General features: G+C 66.5%; 17 protein-coding genes. 11 read left to right on the top strand and 6 right to left on the bottom strand.

Translation table 11 applies throughout. The annotated features are described in order from the left end of the window. The first annotated feature begins 90 nt into the window (after nt 1–90). Nucleotides 91–972, top strand: coding sequence for a LysR substrate-binding domain-containing protein (locus AC3WLC_RS21870; protein WP_493686010.1), 882 nt, complete (start codon nt 91–93; stop codon nt 970–972). 18 nt (nt 973–990) lie between these two features. On the opposite strand, the gene AC3WLC_RS21865 is transcribed toward AC3WLC_RS21870, so the two are convergent. Next, entirely contained in the window at nt 991–1,686 is a 696-nt protein-coding gene (locus tag AC3WLC_RS21865; protein ID WP_493686009.1) for an SGNH/GDSL hydrolase family protein, read from the bottom strand. Between the two features lie 404 nt (nt 1,687–2,090). On the opposite strand from AC3WLC_RS21865, the gene AC3WLC_RS21860 reads away from it, so the two are divergent. The 3 genes from AC3WLC_RS21860 to AC3WLC_RS21850 all read left to right on the top strand — a co-directional run bounded on the left by AC3WLC_RS21860 (nt 2,091) and on the right by AC3WLC_RS21850 (nt 4,274). Beyond that, on the top strand, nt 2,091–2,645 hold the full coding sequence (locus AC3WLC_RS21860; protein WP_493686008.1) for a methylated-DNA--[protein]-cysteine S-methyltransferase: 555 nt from the start codon (nt 2,091–2,093) through the stop codon (nt 2,643–2,645). Continuing rightward, nucleotides 2,642–3,391, top strand: coding sequence for a 2OG-Fe(II) oxygenase (locus AC3WLC_RS21855; protein WP_493686007.1), 750 nt, complete (start codon nt 2,642–2,644; stop codon nt 3,389–3,391). The genes AC3WLC_RS21860 and AC3WLC_RS21855 overlap by 4 nt, the downstream gene beginning before the upstream one ends. 298 nt (nt 3,392–3,689) lie before the next feature. After that, entirely contained in the window at nt 3,690–4,274 is a 585-nt protein-coding gene (locus tag AC3WLC_RS21850) for a DUF6647 family protein (RefSeq protein WP_493686006.1), read from the top strand. 117 nt (nt 4,275–4,391) lie between these two features. On the opposite strand, the gene rpsI is transcribed toward AC3WLC_RS21850, so the two are convergent. The 3 genes from rpsI to AC3WLC_RS21835 all read right to left on the bottom strand — a co-directional run bounded on the left by rpsI (nt 4,392) and on the right by AC3WLC_RS21835 (nt 5,935). Further along, nucleotides 4,392–4,871 carry a 30S ribosomal protein S9 gene (gene rpsI / locus AC3WLC_RS21845; RefSeq protein WP_092158604.1) on the bottom strand — a complete coding sequence of 160 codons (480 nt, stop codon included), beginning with the start codon at nt 4,869–4,871 and terminating at the stop codon, nt 4,392–4,394. Nucleotides 4,872–4,873: 2 nt separating this feature from the next. Beyond that, nucleotides 4,874–5,335, bottom strand: coding sequence for a 50S ribosomal protein L13 (rplM, locus tag AC3WLC_RS21840; RefSeq protein WP_092158606.1), 462 nt, complete (start codon nt 5,333–5,335; stop codon nt 4,874–4,876). 171 nt (nt 5,336–5,506) lie between these two features. Further along, nucleotides 5,507–5,935, bottom strand: a complete 429-nt coding sequence (locus tag AC3WLC_RS21835; protein WP_493686005.1) for a PaaI family thioesterase — start codon at nt 5,933–5,935, stop codon at nt 5,507–5,509. Between the two features lie 94 nt (nt 5,936–6,029). Between AC3WLC_RS21835 and AC3WLC_RS21830 the strand changes: the two genes are divergently transcribed. After that, nucleotides 6,030–6,836, top strand: a complete 807-nt coding sequence (locus tag AC3WLC_RS21830; protein ID WP_493686004.1) for an enoyl-CoA hydratase — start codon at nt 6,030–6,032, stop codon at nt 6,834–6,836. A 63-nt stretch (nt 6,837–6,899) separates the two neighbouring features. Here AC3WLC_RS21830 and AC3WLC_RS21825 read toward each other — a convergent pair whose 3' ends face one another. Next, nucleotides 6,900–7,340: a hypothetical protein gene (locus AC3WLC_RS21825; RefSeq protein ID WP_493686003.1), complete on the bottom strand. Its 441-nt coding sequence runs from the start codon at nt 7,338–7,340 to the stop codon at nt 6,900–6,902. 155 nt (nt 7,341–7,495) lie between these two features. Here AC3WLC_RS21825 and AC3WLC_RS21820 point away from each other — a divergent pair, with 155 nt between their 5' ends. The 4 genes from AC3WLC_RS21820 to AC3WLC_RS21805 all read left to right on the top strand — a co-directional run bounded on the left by AC3WLC_RS21820 (nt 7,496) and on the right by AC3WLC_RS21805 (nt 11,648). Then, nucleotides 7,496–8,026 carry a CoA-binding protein gene (locus AC3WLC_RS21820; RefSeq protein ID WP_493686002.1) on the top strand — a complete coding sequence of 177 codons (531 nt, stop codon included), beginning with the start codon at nt 7,496–7,498 and terminating at the stop codon, nt 8,024–8,026. Nucleotides 8,027–8,088: 62 nt separating this feature from the next. Then, a complete protein-coding gene (locus AC3WLC_RS21815) occupies nt 8,089–9,063 on the top strand; it encodes a Bug family tripartite tricarboxylate transporter substrate binding protein (RefSeq protein ID WP_493686001.1) in 975 nt (324 codons plus the stop codon). A 12-nt stretch (nt 9,064–9,075) separates the two neighbouring features. Further along, nucleotides 9,076–10,299 (top strand): FAD-dependent oxidoreductase, encoded by a 1,224-nt coding sequence (locus tag AC3WLC_RS21810; RefSeq protein WP_493686000.1) that lies wholly within the window; start codon nt 9,076–9,078, stop codon nt 10,297–10,299. Between the two features lie 71 nt (nt 10,300–10,370). Beyond that, on the top strand, nt 10,371–11,648 hold the full coding sequence (locus tag AC3WLC_RS21805; protein WP_493685999.1) for an O-acetylhomoserine aminocarboxypropyltransferase: 1,278 nt from the start codon (nt 10,371–10,373) through the stop codon (nt 11,646–11,648). A gap of 225 nt (nt 11,649–11,873) precedes the next feature. Here AC3WLC_RS21805 and AC3WLC_RS21800 read toward each other — a convergent pair whose 3' ends face one another. Beyond that, nucleotides 11,874–12,935, bottom strand: a complete 1,062-nt coding sequence (locus AC3WLC_RS21800) for a COX15/CtaA family protein (RefSeq protein WP_493685998.1) — start codon at nt 12,933–12,935, stop codon at nt 11,874–11,876. Nucleotides 12,936–13,063: 128 nt separating this feature from the next. Between AC3WLC_RS21800 and AC3WLC_RS21795 the strand changes: the two genes are divergently transcribed. Both AC3WLC_RS21795 and AC3WLC_RS21790 read left to right on the top strand, forming a co-directional pair. Beyond that, nucleotides 13,064–13,273 (top strand): DUF2842 domain-containing protein, encoded by a 210-nt coding sequence (locus tag AC3WLC_RS21795; protein WP_346359563.1) that lies wholly within the window; start codon nt 13,064–13,066, stop codon nt 13,271–13,273. Nucleotides 13,274–13,468: 195 nt separating this feature from the next. After that, nucleotides 13,469–14,479: an amino acid ABC transporter substrate-binding protein gene (locus AC3WLC_RS21790; RefSeq protein ID WP_493685997.1), complete on the top strand. Its 1,011-nt coding sequence runs from the start codon at nt 13,469–13,471 to the stop codon at nt 14,477–14,479. The last annotated feature ends 71 nt before the right edge of the window (nt 14,480–14,550 follow it).

Below are 14,550 nucleotides of genomic sequence, written 5' to 3'. Positions count from 1 at the left end.
GGGCCATTGCAGCGATTTGCCGGCGCTTATGCAAACCAGTTATCGTCGCCGGGAGGCATAGAAAATCTAGGCCTGGAACCTCGTGCCGCCATGCCCGTCAGACCACCCCGCCCGCCCTTGCCGCCGCTCAACGCGCTACGTGCCTTCGAGGCCGCGGCGCGGCTCGGCAGCTTCTCGCGGGCGGCCGAGGAGATCGGGGTGACGCAAGGCGCCATCGCCCAGCAGGTTCGGCATCTCGAAGCCTTCCTCGGCCTGACGCTGTTCCGGCGGTTGCCGCAGGGCGTCGCGCTGACCGACGCCGCCCAGGGCGCGCGTCCCCGGCTCAGCGCCGCCTTCGATGCGCTCGCCTTGACCGTGCAGGAGCTCAAGGCGAGTCATGCCGGCCGGGCGCTCGCCATCGCTGCCCTGCCCTGCATCGCCCAGCTCTGGCTATCGCCGCGCCTGCCGGCACTGCAGCAGGCCTTTCCCGGCCTCGCCGTCTCGATCAGCGCGATGGAGGAGCCACCGGCAGGCCGGCACGAGAGTTTTGATCTGGCGCTGTTCTACCTCGCCAGGCCGCCGGCCAACGCGCTCGCGCTCGGCGAGGACAGCCTGTTCCCGGTCTGCGCCCCCTCGCTCGCCGCCACGCTGCGGAGCCCGGCCGATCTCGCCGGCCGGATCCTGCTGCACGACGCGGTCTGGCGCAGCGACTGGGTGCGCTGGCTGCGCCATGCCGGCGTCAGCGGCGCCGATCCCGGTCGAGGGCCGTCCTATTCGCTCTATGCGCTGGCGCTCGATGCCGCGCTCGGCGGCGCCGGCATCCTGATCGGCCGCCGGAGCCTGGTAGCGCCCTATCTCGCCGATGGGCGGCTGGTTGCGCCCTTCGCGGAAGAACTCCCGAGCGACGACCGTCTGAGCATGCTGTTCCCAGCCGCCGGCAAGCCGCATCCACAGCGGGCCGAGCTCGTCGCCTGGCTGGAAGCTAGCGCCTGATCCGGACCGTGGGCCCTCTCACCTCGCGCTCTTCGATGACGCAAGGCCAAGCCTGTCGCAAAGCTCCGCTTCCCGGCTCTGCACGAAACCGGCGTAATCGCGCAGGTGGACGCCATCGCTGAAGGATGATGGCCGCCCCGTCCTATCCAGCGCCTCGCCGAACAGGTCGGAATAGACGCAGCGCTCCGGCTCGCATGACTGGGCCAGCAGGCTGGAATAGCGGGCGGCTGTCGCCCGCGGATAAAGGGCCTCCTCCTTGTCCCCGACGGGGGGAATCGCGATCAGGGCCCGGCGGCGGCCCCAGACGGTGAGACGCTGCGCCAACGCGGCAAGACCGGCCCGAAAGCCGCCTTCGGCCTCCTCGGTTTCCGGCTTGCGTTTCACCCAGATATCGTTGGTGCCGACCGCCAGCAGAACGGCCTGTGCCTGCCGCGGCGGCGTGATCGTCCTGGCGAGATCGAGAACATCGGCCAATGTCGCGCCCGAGATGCCGGCGTTGACGAGCGGCAATCCGCAGAGCGTAGGCAGGAACAGATGCTCGGCGTGGGAATCACCCAGGATCGCGAGGTAAGGACCCCTGACCTGGTCGAGCTGGGCCTGGATCGTCTTCATGCGGAGCTGGCGAAAGCCGCCGAAGGCGCCGGCAGGACCGTTGCTCGCACCCCAGCCATGCGCGACCCAGCCGATCGCGACGGCGAGGGACAGCAGGACCACGAGAAGCGCAATCGGGGGCAGCACGCCCGCACGCGGATGCAGCAACCGCGAGGCGCGAGACAGTGGATGAAGGAGGATTGAGAGCATGTCCGCCCCGTTCGTTGCCATGGGACGTTTCGGCACGCGGTCGGGCGGAATGCCGGCGGCGGTGTTTCCGAATGTTTCGGACAGGTTGAAAGTTGTAATGCGCCGTCAGCCGCGTCGCGCGCACTGGGACGCGCCTCGTTGCGGCAGCCCTGCAAAGTGACCTGCTCGCATGCTTCGCCGCCCGCAGCGCCGCCTTCCAGCGGAAACTGCGCCGCGCCGCTCGAGCAACCTTTCGATTTGGCAGCAAGGATCGGAGTTCGAGATTCTCCCTCCGGATTTAGCGTTCGATCATGAGGTCCGAACAGGGAGCCACGACGATGAACCTCGTGATCGCCAACGACATGTCGCGGAACGCCTCCAAAGCGGAGCCGCTCGACATCCTGCTCTACGCCACGGCCGACACCGCGCTCGGCAAGGTCTTGCTCGCTCGCAGCGCCAGGGGCGTCTGCGCGATCCTGCTCGGCGACAGCGCCGAAGAACTGACGAGCGATCTCGCCAGCCGCTTCCCGCAGGCCACGCTCGTCCCCAGCGATGCGGCGATCCGGGCCGATCTGGCCAAGGTCCGCCGTTTCATCGACAACCCGACCGAGGGGCTCGACCTCTCGCTCGACATACGCGGCACGCCGTTCCAGCGCCGTGTCTGGGAGAAGCTGCGGGCGATCCCGGCCGGCCGGACCGTGAGCTATCGCGAGCTCGCCAGCTGGATCAGCCCGTACGCCAATCCGCGCGCCGTCGGCAGCGCCTGCGGCGCCAACCCGATCGCGCTGGCCATTCCCTGCCATCGCGTCGTCCGCAGCGACGGCGGCTTCGCCGGCTATCGCTGGGGCATCGAACGCAAGCGCGCGCTCATTCAGAAGGAAGCCGCAGCATGAACGCGAAGATCGCCACGCTCTCCCGCGCCTCCGCGGGCACCTCCGCAGAGACGCGGGTCGCCGCCTATGACTGGACAGCGCTCGCCGGCGAACTCGACGGCTTCGGCTGCGCCGTGCTGCCCGGGCTGCTCACGCCGGACGAGTGCCGCGGGGTCGCGGCGCTCTATCCCGACGAAAGCCATTTCCGCAGCCATATCGTCATGGCGCGGCATGGCTTCGGCAAGGGCGAGTACCGCTACTTCAAGTATCCGCTCCCGGACCTGATCGGCGGCCTGCGGACGGCGCTCTATCCACATCTCGCCGGTGTCGCGAACGCCTGGAACGATCGCATGGGGATCGATGAGCGCTATCCCGACGAACACGCATCGTTTCTCCGGGAATGCCATCAGGCCGGCCAAGCCCGCCCGACGCCGCTGCTGCTGCAATACGTCCCGGGCGACTTCAACTGCCTGCACCAGGACCTCTATGGCGACCTCGCCTTTCCGATCCAGGTGGCGATCCTGCTCTCCGAGCCCGGCCGCGACTTCACCGGCGGGGAATTCGCGCTGACCGAGCAGCGGCCGCGCATGCAGAGCCGTGTCGAGGTCGTGCCGCTGCGCCAGGGCGATGCGGTCGCCTTCGCCGTCCATAACCGGCCGGTGCAGGGCTCGAAGGGCAACTATCGCGTCAACCTGCGCCATGGCGTCAGCCGCGTCCGTTCCGGCATGCGCCACACCGTCGGCATCATCTTCCATGACGCGCGTTGACGTTGGTTAGCGTCAGTCCGCAGTGCGTGCCTCTGCTGGTTGCAGCGGATGCAGCAGAAGCGGCCCGGTCGGTAGGGATCGCCTCCAAGCCGTGTTACCTTGCGGAACAGGCGATCCCTCCGTGAACCACGCGCGGTGGTGCCAGCGGCTGGAGCCGGATTCGATCAGATTGACTCAATCTCATTGGTGAATCCGTCTCTGACTTTAAGATGGAACACACTCCGATCAGCTTGCGGAGCAAGCTGATCGGAGTGTGTTCCAGTATCGCAATCAACGGCATTTGCTGCGGACGAATGCCATGAAAGCTGTCGGACGCTGTCTGATCGCGGTTGCTGCCCTGCTGGTCTCATCCTCGCCCCCTGGAACTCAGGCACGCGACGAGACAATTGAACGCCTGCGCCTCGGCTCGGGCTTCGAAATCGTCATCGGCGAGAGGCAATCCGATCCGGGCGGACGGCTGCTGGAGGCCCTTGCGATCTGGGTCGGCGCGAAGCTGGGGCAGCCGGTCCCCGCCTCATTGCCGAGGCTCGTCTTCAAACCAGCTGAGCAAGTCGCCGTACTGCGGTTCAGGCAATATGCGTCCGAGCTCGTAAAGCAACAGGCTCAGCCAACGATCATCTCGATCTACGATGCCCGCGAGAACATCATCTATCTGAGAGACAGCTGGAGCGGCGCGACGGCGGCGGATCTATCTGTCCTAGTTCACGAACTGGTCCATCATTTCCAGGAAACGCACCAGACGAAATTCGAATGCGACGCAGCGCGCGAGGCCAAGGCTTTTGAACTGCAGGAGAAGTGGCTGAGGCTCTTCGGGGAAACGCTCGAAGAGGACTTCCAGATCGATCCGTTCACACTCCTGGTCAGGACATCCTGCGGGATGTGAGAGCGGCACCGCCACGCGCCGAACTCCTCGCCTCGCTGAAAACCAACGCCTGAACGAAAAAGGGCGGCTCGCAAGAGCCGCCCTTCCGATCGATACCGGCCAAAGCCGATACTGAAATCAGCGCTTCGAGAACTGGAAGCTGCGGCGGGCCTTGGCCTTGCCGAACTTCTTGCGCTCGACGACACGCGAGTCGCGGGTCAGGAAGCCTTCCTTCTTGAGCGGGCTGCGCAGCTCCGGCTCATAGTGGGTCAGCGCCTTCGAGATGCCGTGACGGACCGCGCCGGCCTGGCCGGAGAGGCCGCCGCCCTTGACCGTGACGACGACGTCGTACTGGGTCATGCGATCGACCAGCATCAGCGGCTGCTGCAGGATCAGGCGCAGCACCGGGCGGGCGAAGTAGACTTCCTGGTCACGGGTGTTGACCGTGATCTTGCCGGAGCCCGGCTTGATCCAGACGCGGGCGATGGCGTTCTTGCGCTTGCCGGTGGCATAGGCGCGGCCCTGCGCGTCGACCTTCTTGACGTGGACGGGAGCCTCGGGCTGGACGCCCTTGGCGACCTGACCGAGCTGCTCGAGAGACTGGAGAACCTCGGCCATCGTCAGACCCTCGCGTTCTTGCGGTTGAGCGCCGCGACGTCGAGCGCCTCGGGCGACTGGGCGGCGTGCGGATGCTCGGCGCCCTTGTAGACGCGCAGATTGCCGAGGATCTGGCGGAAGAGCGGGCCGCGCGGCAGCATGCGCTCGACAGCCTTCTCGACGACGCGCTCGGGGAAGCGGCCATCCAGCAGGAACTTGGCGGAACGCTCCTTGATGCCACCCGGGAAGCCGGTGTGGTGGTAGTAGACCTTCTGGTCGCGCTTGCGACCGGTCAGCACCACCTTCTCGGCGTTGATGACGATGATGTTGTCGCCACAGTCGACATGCGGGGTGTAGGCGGCCTTGTGCTTGCCGCGCAGACGCATCGCCACCAGGGAGGCGAGACGGCCGACGACGAGCCCGGAGGCGTCGATCACAACCCACTTCTTCTCGACATCGGCGGGCTTGAGCGAGATGGTCTTCATCGCGGCACCCTTCGGCTGCTTGAAAAAAGGACAAGCCGCCGGCAGGCCGGCGGCGGTGTGGGCGCTGGATAGGCGGCTACCCTATGAATGTCAAGCGAAGAGAATGCGTCCCTTTGGCGAAAAACGCATTGTTTTCAGCGCAATGCAAGAAACGGTATCCAGATACCGCAATTATCTCTCAGCCGGGATCGAATACGTCCCCGTCGCATGGCAGACCATCTCGGCATCGCCCTGCGAATAAAGGCAGACCTCGCCGACAGCGAGGCGCTTGCCGAGCTTGAGCAGCTTGGCTTCGCCGATCAGCGCCGCCTGTCCCGGCTTGCGCAGGAAATTGTAGTTGAGGCTCGTGGTCACCGCGAGCGCGACCGGGCCGATCTGGGCGAGGATCGCGACGTAGAGCGCAAGATCGGCGAGCGCCATCATGGTCGGGCCGGAGATGGTGCCACCCGGCCGCAGATGCTTCTCGTGATAGTCGCAGCGCATGCGCGCGCTGAGCGGCCCGACCTCCTCGACGAAATAGGTGCGGCCGCCATAGTGGAGCTGCGGGAAGACCTGATCGAGATAGGCCTCGATCTCGGCGGCGCTCATACGGGTCGTCATCGTGCGGAAAGCCAAGGTCTGATCGGACGTCAGTCCCCTTGCAGCACGCGCCCAGCCTTCCGACAATAGGACAAACAGCGAAAGGCCTGTTGCCATGAACGCCCATGCCAGAGCGCAGATCCTGCTGCGCGAGGATGCCGACGGCATCGCGACGCTGACCTTGAACCGGCCCGAAGCGCGCAATCCCCTGAGCGAGGCGATGCTCGCCGCCCTGTCGGAGACGTTCGCCGCGATCGCGACGGACGCAAGCGTCCGCGCCGTGGTGCTGGCTGCCGCCGGCCCGGTCTTCTGCGCCGGGCACGATCTCAAGGAGATGAGCGCGCACCGCGCCGATCCCGATCGCGGCCGCGCCTATTTCGCCGATATCCTCGGGCGCTGTTCGGCAACGATGCAGCAGGTCACCGCCCTGCCCCAGCCGGTGATCGCCGCAGTCGAAGGCACGGCGACCGCCGCCGGCTGCCAGCTCGTCGCGAGCTGCGACCTCGCCGTCGCCGGGCAAGCCGCGCGCTTCTGCACGCCCGGCGTCCATATCGGCCTGTTCTGCTCGACGCCGATGGTGGCGCTCTCGCGCAATCTCTCCGCCAAGCATGCGATGGAGATGCTGCTGCTCGGCGAGATGGTGCCGGCACCGGAAGCCGCGCGCATGGGCCTTATCAACCGCGTCGTTCCGGCGGGCGAAGCGGTTGACGAGGCCAAGCGGCTCGCCGCGATCATCGCCTCGAAATCGGCGGCAACGGTGAAGGTCGGCAAGCGCGCCTTCTACGAGCAGCGCGAGATGGGGCTGAAGGCGGCCTATGACCACGCCTCCGCGGTGATGGTCGAGAACATGCTGGCGCGCGACGCGGAAGAAGGCATCGGCGCCTTCATGGAGAAGCGCCAGCCGGACTGGCGTCACGGCTGAGCGGGCGGGCTCGCCCCAGGACGAGCCCGCCGCATTGAGACCTATGCGCTTCTTGCCGCCGGATCAGATGCCGAAGAGAGGGATCGGCTCATGTCTTGCCGGTGCCGGCTCGGCTTCAGCAGGTGTGGCCCGCTGCACCTGCTCGTCCGCCGGCAGTTGCAGCACGGTCGCGGTCTGGCCCTGCGAGAGGTTCGTCAGCAATTCGATCCGCCCATTCGGGAGTTCGATCGCGTCGTGATGGGCGTAGGGCTTGTCGAGATCGACCTGGCGGAAGCGCGCCAGCGTCGCCCCGAGCCGGCGATGCGGCAGGAAGCCGATCGCCCTGTCGCATTCGATCTCGGCCGAGAACGCCAGCTCCGTGCCGGGCAGGACGCAAACCGCGACATTCGGTTCACCAGCGGCGCAAAACCCCCTGGTACTCGAGCCGAGGAAGCTGGTGGTCTTGAGGACATCGCCGACCTTGGCAGGAGTCGACATAACATGGTGCAGACTGTAGTCGCACATGGCAGGCCCTCCTTGGTGCTGAAGAGCGGGATTTGCCCCGCACTCTTCAAGATGGGGAACCAGCTTGCCGACGCTAAGTTCCGGACCTCCGCACAGCTTCGCGATTGATTCAGGGAAAGCTGGTAATTCTTTCAATTCGCTGGGATTTCGAGTCCGTGAATCACGACGCTTACGATGATGCGCTCATTCGCCGCATCCTGCGCGAGGTCAAGACCGTCGCGCTGGTCGGCGCCTCCGCCAACGAGGCGCGCCCGAGCTGGATCGTCACCAAATACCTGCTCGATCGCGGCTATGACGTGATCCCGGTCAATCCCGGGCTCGCCGGCCAGACCCTGCTGGGCAAGACCGTCTACGGCTCGCTGAAGGACATTCCGCAGCCGATCGACATGGTCGAGATCTTCCGCAACTCGGAAGCCGCCGGCCCGATCACCGACGAGGCGCTCGCCCTGAACCCGCTGCCCAAGGTGATCTGGATGCAGCTTTCGGTGCGCAATGACGAGGCGGCGGCCAAGGCCGAGGCCAAGGGCCTCACCGTGATCATGAACCGCTGCCCGAAGATCGAATATGGCCGGCTCTCCGGCGAGATCGGCTGGCAGGGCATCAATTCGCGCATCCTCTCGGCGAAGAAGCCGGTGCTGGCCGGCAAGGGCTTCCAGAAGCTGACGATCAATAGGCCGGGCACGTAACCCCTTCCCCGCCGGCGGGCGATCGCTAATCTCGCCGCTCCCGCTCACGCCGGAGAAGGCCGATGCCCCCTCTCGATCGCCGCACCGTCCTGCTCGCTGGGCTCGCCAGCGCGCTCGGCAGCGGCAGCGCCCGCGCCGCCTTTCCCGAGCGGCCGATCCAGCTTGTCGTGCCTTTCGCGCCGGCAGGCGGCACCGATATCGCGGCGCGCCGGCTCGGCGAGACGCTGGCGCGGCAGTTCGGCCAGTCGCTGATCATCGACAACCGGCCGGGCGCCAATGGCATCGTCGCCGGCCAGGCGGTAGTCAAGGCGCCGGCCGACGGCCACACCCTGCTGGTCGCGACCGCGGCGAGCTTCGCCGCCGCCCCGGCGCTGGGCCAGAAGCTGCCCTACGACGTCGCCTATGATTTCGCGCCGGTCGGCATGCTCGGCCTGTTTCCGCTGGTGCTGAACGCCTCGCCGACCCTGCCGGTCAATTCGCTCGGCGAATTCCTCGCCTATGCCAGGCAGCGGCCCGGCCAGCTCAATTTCGCCTCGGCCGGGATCGGCGGCACCAACCACCTCGTCTTCGAGATGATCATGCAGGCAGCCGGCCTCAAGCTGGCGCATGTGCCCTATCGCGGCGCCGGCCTCGCTGCGGCCGACCTGATGTCGGGCCAGGTCCATGTCATGATCGACAGCCTCGCCGCCAGCCTTGGCAACATCCAGGGCGGCAAGCTGAAGGCGCTCGCGGTGACCACCGACGCACGCCAGCCGCAACTGCCCGAGCTGCCAACGCTCAGGGAACAGGGCGTCGACCTCGTCTATCCCGGCTGGGCCTCGATCGTCGCGCCGGCCGGCATCGAGCCGGGCACGCTGCACGTCCTCAACACGGCGATCAACGTGGCGATGGCCGATGCCGAGCTGGTCGCGCGCTATCGCGAGCTGGTGATTGAGCCCGTCGCCTGGAGCCCGCAGGAGACCGGCGCCTTCATGGCCCGCGACCGCGCGATCCTGACCGAGCTGGTGGCGAAGACCGGGATCAGGCTGGCCGAATAGGGGGAGGCAGGCATGCGCCGGGAAAGCACGACCTGCTGCATCGCCGGCGGCGGCCCGGCCGGGATGATGCTCGGCTTCCTTTTGGCGCGCGCCGGCGTCGAGGTCATCGTGCTGGAGAAGCACGCTGATTTCCTGCGCGATTTCCGCGGCGACACCATCCACCCCTCGACCATGGAGGTGATGCACGAGCTCGGCCTGCTCGACGCGTTCCTGACGCTGCCGCATGTCCGGGAGGACGACCTCGTTGCCCGCTTCGGAGCTGAGGACATCACCATCGCCGATTTCAGCCATCTGCCGGTCAAGGCGCCGTTCATCGCCTTCATGCCGCAATGGGACTTCCTCGACTTCCTCGCCGATCACGGCCGGGCCTATCCGAATTTTCGACTGCTGATGCGAACGCAGGCCACCGGGCTCGTCGAGGAGAATGGGCGTGTCGTCGGGCTTACGGCCGAGAACCTCGATGGCCTGCTTGAGATCCGCGCTGACCTCGTCGTGGCGGCGGACGGCCGGCGGTCCGATGTCCGCGCCGCGGCGGGCTTCACCGTCACCGAACTCGGCGCGCCGATGGACGTGCTCTGGTTTCGCTTCAGCCGCCAACCGGACGAGCCGGCACAGGCCTTCGGGCAGGTCGCGGCCGGGCGCTTCTTCATCCGCCTCAACCGCGGCGACTACTGGCAATGCGCCTTCATCATCCCGAAGGGCTCGCTCGAAAGATTGCAGGCAGCCGGGCTCGATGACTTCAAGGCCGGGCTCCTGGCGCTGGCGCCGGAATTGGCCGATCGGACCCACGAACTCGCGTCGTGGGACGACATCAAGCTGCTCTCGGTCGCCGTCGACCGGCTGGAGCGCTGGTGGCGGCCGGGACTGATCTGCATCGGCGATGCCGCGCATGCGATGTCGCCGATCGGCGGCGTCGGCATCAACCTGGCGATCCAGGACGCGGTCGCTACCGCCAACCTGCTGGCGCGGCCGCTGCGCGAGAAAACGTTGACGGATGCCGATCTCGCCGCCGTGCAGAAGCGGCGGGAATGGCCGACCAAGCTTACGCAGACCGCCCAGATCGCGATCCAGAACCGGGTGATCACGCCACTGCTCGCCACGGACAAGCCGGTCGCGCCGCCCTGGCCACTCCGGCTGCTGCAACGCTTCCCGCTGCTGCGCCGCCTGCCCGCCCGCATGGTCGGCATGGGCGTCCGGCCGGAGCATGTCGGGCCGGAGCTAAGGCCGCCACGCTGAATTGACGCCTCGCAAAGCGTTCGTTAAATCGAACAAGTCGTCCGAAATCAGAGTTTCCGAGGGAGCACGCCATGACCGACCGCGCACCGGGTTTCCATACGCTCGCCGTCCATGCCGGCGCTGCTCCCGACGCAGCCACCGGCGCGCGCGCCACGCCGATCTACCAGACGACCTCCTTCGTCTTCGACGATGTCGACCATGCCGCCTCGCTGTTCGGGCTGCAGGCCTTCGGCAACATCTATACCCGCATCGGCAACCCGACGAACGCGGTGCTGGAAGAGCGCGTCGCCGCGCTCGAGGGCGGCACGGCTGCGCTCGCCGTGGCCTCGGGCCATGCCGCCGAGTTCCTGTGCTTCCATGCGCTGCTGCAGCCGGGCGACGAGTTCGTCGCCGCCAAGAAGCTCTATGGCGGCTCGATCAACCAGTTCAACCACTCCTACAAGAACTTCGGCTGGAACGTGATCTGGGCCGATTCTGACGATCTCGACGCTTTCGCCGCGGCGGTGACGCCGAAGACCAAGGCGATCTTCATCGAATCCATCGCCAACCCGGGCGGCGTCATCGTCGACATCGAGGGCATCTCGAAGATCGCGAAGAAGCACAACATCCCGCTGATCGTCGACAACACGATGGCGAGCCCCTATCTGATCCGCCCCTTCGAGCACGGCGCCGACATCGTCGTGCACTCCGCCACCAAGTTTTTGGGCGGTCATGGCAACTCGATCGGCGGCCTGATCGTCGACGGCGGTTCGTTCAACTGGACCGGCGACGAGCGCTATCCGATGCTGTCCAAGCCGCGGCCGGAATATAACGGCATGGTACTGGGCGAGACTTTCGGCAATTTCGCCTTCGCGATCGCGACCCGCGTGCTCGGCCTGCGCGACATGGGCCCGGCGCTCTCGCCCTTCAACGCCTTCATGATCCTGACCGGCATCGAGACGCTGCCGCTGCGCATGCAGCGCCATTGCGAGAACACGCTGAAGGTCGCGACGCATCTTGCCAAGCACCCGGCGGTCGAGTGGGTGAACTATGCCGGCCTGCCGGACAACAAGTACCACGCCCTCGCCCAGCGCTATTGCCCCAAGGGCGCCGGCGCAGTCTTCACTTTCGGCCTCAAGGGCGGCTATGACGCCGGCATCCAGCTGGTCTCGAAGCTCTCGCTGTTCTCGCACCTCGCCAATATCGGCGACACGCGTTCGCTGGTGATCCACCCGGCCTCGACCACGCACCGCCAGCTCTCGGACGCGCAGAAGACCGCGTCGGGCGCCGGCCCCGAGGTGGTGCGCCTGTCGATCGGCATCGAGGATGTCGAGGACCTGATCGCCGATCTCGATCAGGCGCTGGCCTGATCGAGGCCAGCATTCTCGGAATGATAAAGGCGCCGGAAACGGCGCCTTTTGCTTTGAAAGATGCTCAGCCTTGTCATTCCGGGACGCTGCGCAGCAGCGGACCCGGAACCCACGACTGGGTCGCAACGGTTTCCATAACCCTCTGATGGGGCTCACCCGGTCGTGGGTTCCGGGTTCACGCCTGCGGCGTGCCCCGGAATGACAAAGTGCGGAGCGCCCTTTGCGCTACCCCCGCGCGGCCTGCTGCGTCCGCGTCAGATGCACCACGCCCATCGCCAGCACGGTGAAGCCGAGCGCCTGATGGGCCAGCCCGGCCCAGAGCGGCACGACCAGCAGCAGCGTCACGATGCCAAGGACAGACTGCGCGAGCACGAGCCCGGCAATGGCAGTAGCGCGCTTGGCGGCGCCCGAATCCGGCGCGGCACGGCGCAAGCTCAGCATCTGCCAGAACGCGAAGGCGAACAGGATGTAGGCGCCGATGCGGTGGTTGAACTGCACCAGCGCGACATTGTCGACGAAGTTCTCCCAGAATGGTGTCCCGGCGAACAGCGTCGACGACGACGGAACCAGCGCCCCGTCCATCAGCGGCCAGGTGTTGAAGGTGAAGCCGGCCTTGGAGCCAGCGACGAGGCCGCCGAGCGCGATCTGCACGAAGAGCAGCAGGAGCAGGAGCCACGCTGCCGCCCTGCCCCAGGCCGGCTCGATGCGGCGCAACGGCGTCAGCCAGGTGGCGAAGGCGATGACGCTGGCGAAGAAGAAGCCGGCGAAGGTCAGATGCAGCGTCAGCTTGACCGGGGCGACCGCGATCATACCCGGCTGTAAGCCCGAGGCGACCATGATCCAGCCGATCGTGCCTTGCAGGCCGAGCAGCAGGCCCATGCCGAACAGGATCGCGGTTTCGCGCCACGGCATCAGCCGCCGCAGCAGGACGACGAAGAAGCCGGCAAGATAGATCAGTCCGATAAGGCGGCCGAGCTGGCGATGGCCCCATTCCCACCAGTAGATGAACTTGAAGTCGGCGAGTTCCATGCCCGAATTCAGCAGCTGGAACTGCGGGCTGAGGCGATACTTCTCGAATTCGAGCGCCCAGGCGGCATCGTTCAGCGGCGGAATCGCGCCGGTGACCGGCCGCCATTCGGTGATCGAGAGGCCCGAGCCGGTCAGTCGCGTCGCGCCGCCGACCACGACCATGGCGAAGACCAGGAAGGCGACGGCCCAGAGCCAGCGGCGGATGCCGGCATGGCCGGTGGCGGCCGGAACGGCAGTCTGATCGAGCGCGATCGTCACGGCAGCGGGACCTCGGGTCGCAGGGAGAAGGCTTGAATACGCTTCACAAGCGCGGCGGCGGGTGACAGATAGTCCGCCCTTGAGACCTGAACAACGCCCGCAATGCCGCAGCCCGGACCATGATCGCCATGAGGCAGACCCATCGCAAGCTCATCGGCACGGTCGTGATGATCGTCTTCGTCTGCGTCTACGCGCTCGTCGCGATGGCACTGGCGCAGGGACGGATCACCGAAGCCTCGAAGCCGGTTCAGACCATCGCCTATATCGTGCTCGGACTGATCTGGGTGCTGCCGCTGCTGCCGCTGATCAAGTGGATGGAGCGCAAGGACGAGGCCTGACCGCCCCTCCCTCACACCGGCGTTCGCGACGCCGCTTTGTCGTTTCCTGCATTTTGGGCTCGCCGAACTTAAGAAACTTGCGGCTGGACCGCCAAATGAGAGCGCCTCTCTCTCAACAACCGCAATAGCGTTTCGCCGCGATCGAACAGGTCGACCGGCGCGACGCATGTCGCGGATGAGTTGAGGGAATGGGTCATGAAGATGTTGTTGCGGCTGGGCTCGCTCGCGCTCGTTCTCAGCGGAGGCCTGGCGCAGGCCGGCACGCTCGACACCGTGAGGCAGCGCGGCGTCCTGAAATGCAGCTCCACCATGGGCACGCCGGGCTTCTCGATGGCCGACGCGACCGGCCGCCATCGCGGCCTCGACGTCGATTTCTGCCGCGCGGTGGCGACGGCTGTGTTCGGCGATCCCGAGAAGGTGATGATCGTGCCGCTTCCCGCCGCTGCCCGCTTCACCGCGCTCCAGTCCGGCGAGGTCGACATCCTCTTCAATACGACGACCTGGACGATGGGGCGCGAGACCACGAACGGCATCCTGTTCGCCGCCGTGACCTATTATGACGGCCAGGGGATCATGGTCCGCTCGGGCGAGGTCAAGTCCGGCAAGGAGCTGAACGGCGCGACGCTCTGCACCAATCAGGGCTCGACGACCGAGCTCAACCTCACCGACTTCTTCCGCTCGAACAATCTGAAGAACGAGATCGTCGCCTTCGCCTCGCAGGAAGAGGCGCTGCAGGGTTATCAAGCGGGCCGCTGCGATGCCTTCAGCTCGGACCGCTCGGTCCTTTACGCCTTCCGTTCCAAGCTGACCGAGCCGCAGAAGCACACCGTTCTTCCCGACACGCTCTCGAAGGAGCCGCTCGGCGCCGCCGTCCGGCAGGGCGACGATCCCTGGTACAATGTCGTCAAATGGTCGGCCTATGCGCTGCATGCGGCCGAGGAGTTCGGGCTGACATCGAGCACGGTCGACCAGGCCGCGGCCACGACGAAGGATCCCAATGTCCTGCGCCTGCTCGGCCGCGAAGGCGCCATCGGCGAGTCGCTCGGGTTGTCCAAGGACTGGGCCCTGAACATCATCCGCAAGGTCGGCGCCTACAACGAGGTCTTCGACCGCAATATCGGCAAGGACAGCCCCTTGAAGATCGAGCGCGGCTTGAATGCCTCCTGGAAGCAAGGCGGCCTGCACTACGCCCCGCCGATCCGCTGATCGGATCGACAAGGCCAGCGCGCCTATCGCAAGCGCCTCGGCACGGTCTTGATGATCGTGTCGTGCGCCTG

The sequence above is a fragment of the Allobosea sp. GW821-FHT03A12 genome (genome assembly GCF_058986765.1).
The sequence above is the reverse complement of the archived record's forward strand: the minus strand, read 5'-3'. Positions and strand labels throughout refer to the sequence as shown.

What these genes read in the sequence shown, in the direction of transcription:
- AC3WLC_RS21860 (WP_493686008.1), top strand. Translation starts at nt 2,091, where the DNA reads ATGAACCTCGTGATCGCCAACGACATGTCGCGGAACGCCTCCAAAGCG.
- AC3WLC_RS21850 (WP_493686006.1), top strand. Translation starts at nt 3,690, where the DNA reads ATGAAAGCTGTCGGACGCTGTCTGATCGCGGTTGCTGCCCTGCTGGTC.
- AC3WLC_RS21810 (WP_493686000.1), top strand. Translation starts at nt 9,076, where the DNA reads ATGCGCCGGGAAAGCACGACCTGCTGCATCGCCGGCGGCGGCCCGGCC.
- AC3WLC_RS21795 (WP_346359563.1), top strand. Translation starts at nt 13,064, where the DNA reads ATGAGGCAGACCCATCGCAAGCTCATCGGCACGGTCGTGATGATCGTC.
- AC3WLC_RS21870 (WP_493686010.1), top strand. Translation starts at nt 91, where the DNA reads ATGCCCGTCAGACCACCCCGCCCGCCCTTGCCGCCGCTCAACGCGCTA.
- rplM (WP_092158606.1), bottom strand. Translation starts at nt 5,335, where the DNA reads ATGAAGACCATCTCGCTCAAGCCCGCCGATGTCGAGAAGAAGTGGGTT.
- AC3WLC_RS21790 (WP_493685997.1), top strand. Translation starts at nt 13,469, where the DNA reads ATGAAGATGTTGTTGCGGCTGGGCTCGCTCGCGCTCGTTCTCAGCGGA.
- AC3WLC_RS21835 (WP_493686005.1), bottom strand. Translation starts at nt 5,935, where the DNA reads ATGACGACCCGTATGAGCGCCGCCGAGATCGAGGCCTATCTCGATCAG.
- AC3WLC_RS21805 (WP_493685999.1), top strand. Translation starts at nt 10,371, where the DNA reads ATGACCGACCGCGCACCGGGTTTCCATACGCTCGCCGTCCATGCCGGC.
- AC3WLC_RS21815 (WP_493686001.1), top strand. Translation starts at nt 8,089, where the DNA reads ATGCCCCCTCTCGATCGCCGCACCGTCCTGCTCGCTGGGCTCGCCAGC.
- AC3WLC_RS21825 (WP_493686003.1), bottom strand. Translation starts at nt 7,340, where the DNA reads ATGTGCGACTACAGTCTGCACCATGTTATGTCGACTCCTGCCAAGGTC.
- AC3WLC_RS21830 (WP_493686004.1), top strand. Translation starts at nt 6,030, where the DNA reads ATGAACGCCCATGCCAGAGCGCAGATCCTGCTGCGCGAGGATGCCGAC.
- rpsI (WP_092158604.1), bottom strand. Translation starts at nt 4,871, where the DNA reads ATGGCCGAGGTTCTCCAGTCTCTCGAGCAGCTCGGTCAGGTCGCCAAG.
- AC3WLC_RS21855 (WP_493686007.1), top strand. Translation starts at nt 2,642, where the DNA reads ATGAACGCGAAGATCGCCACGCTCTCCCGCGCCTCCGCGGGCACCTCC.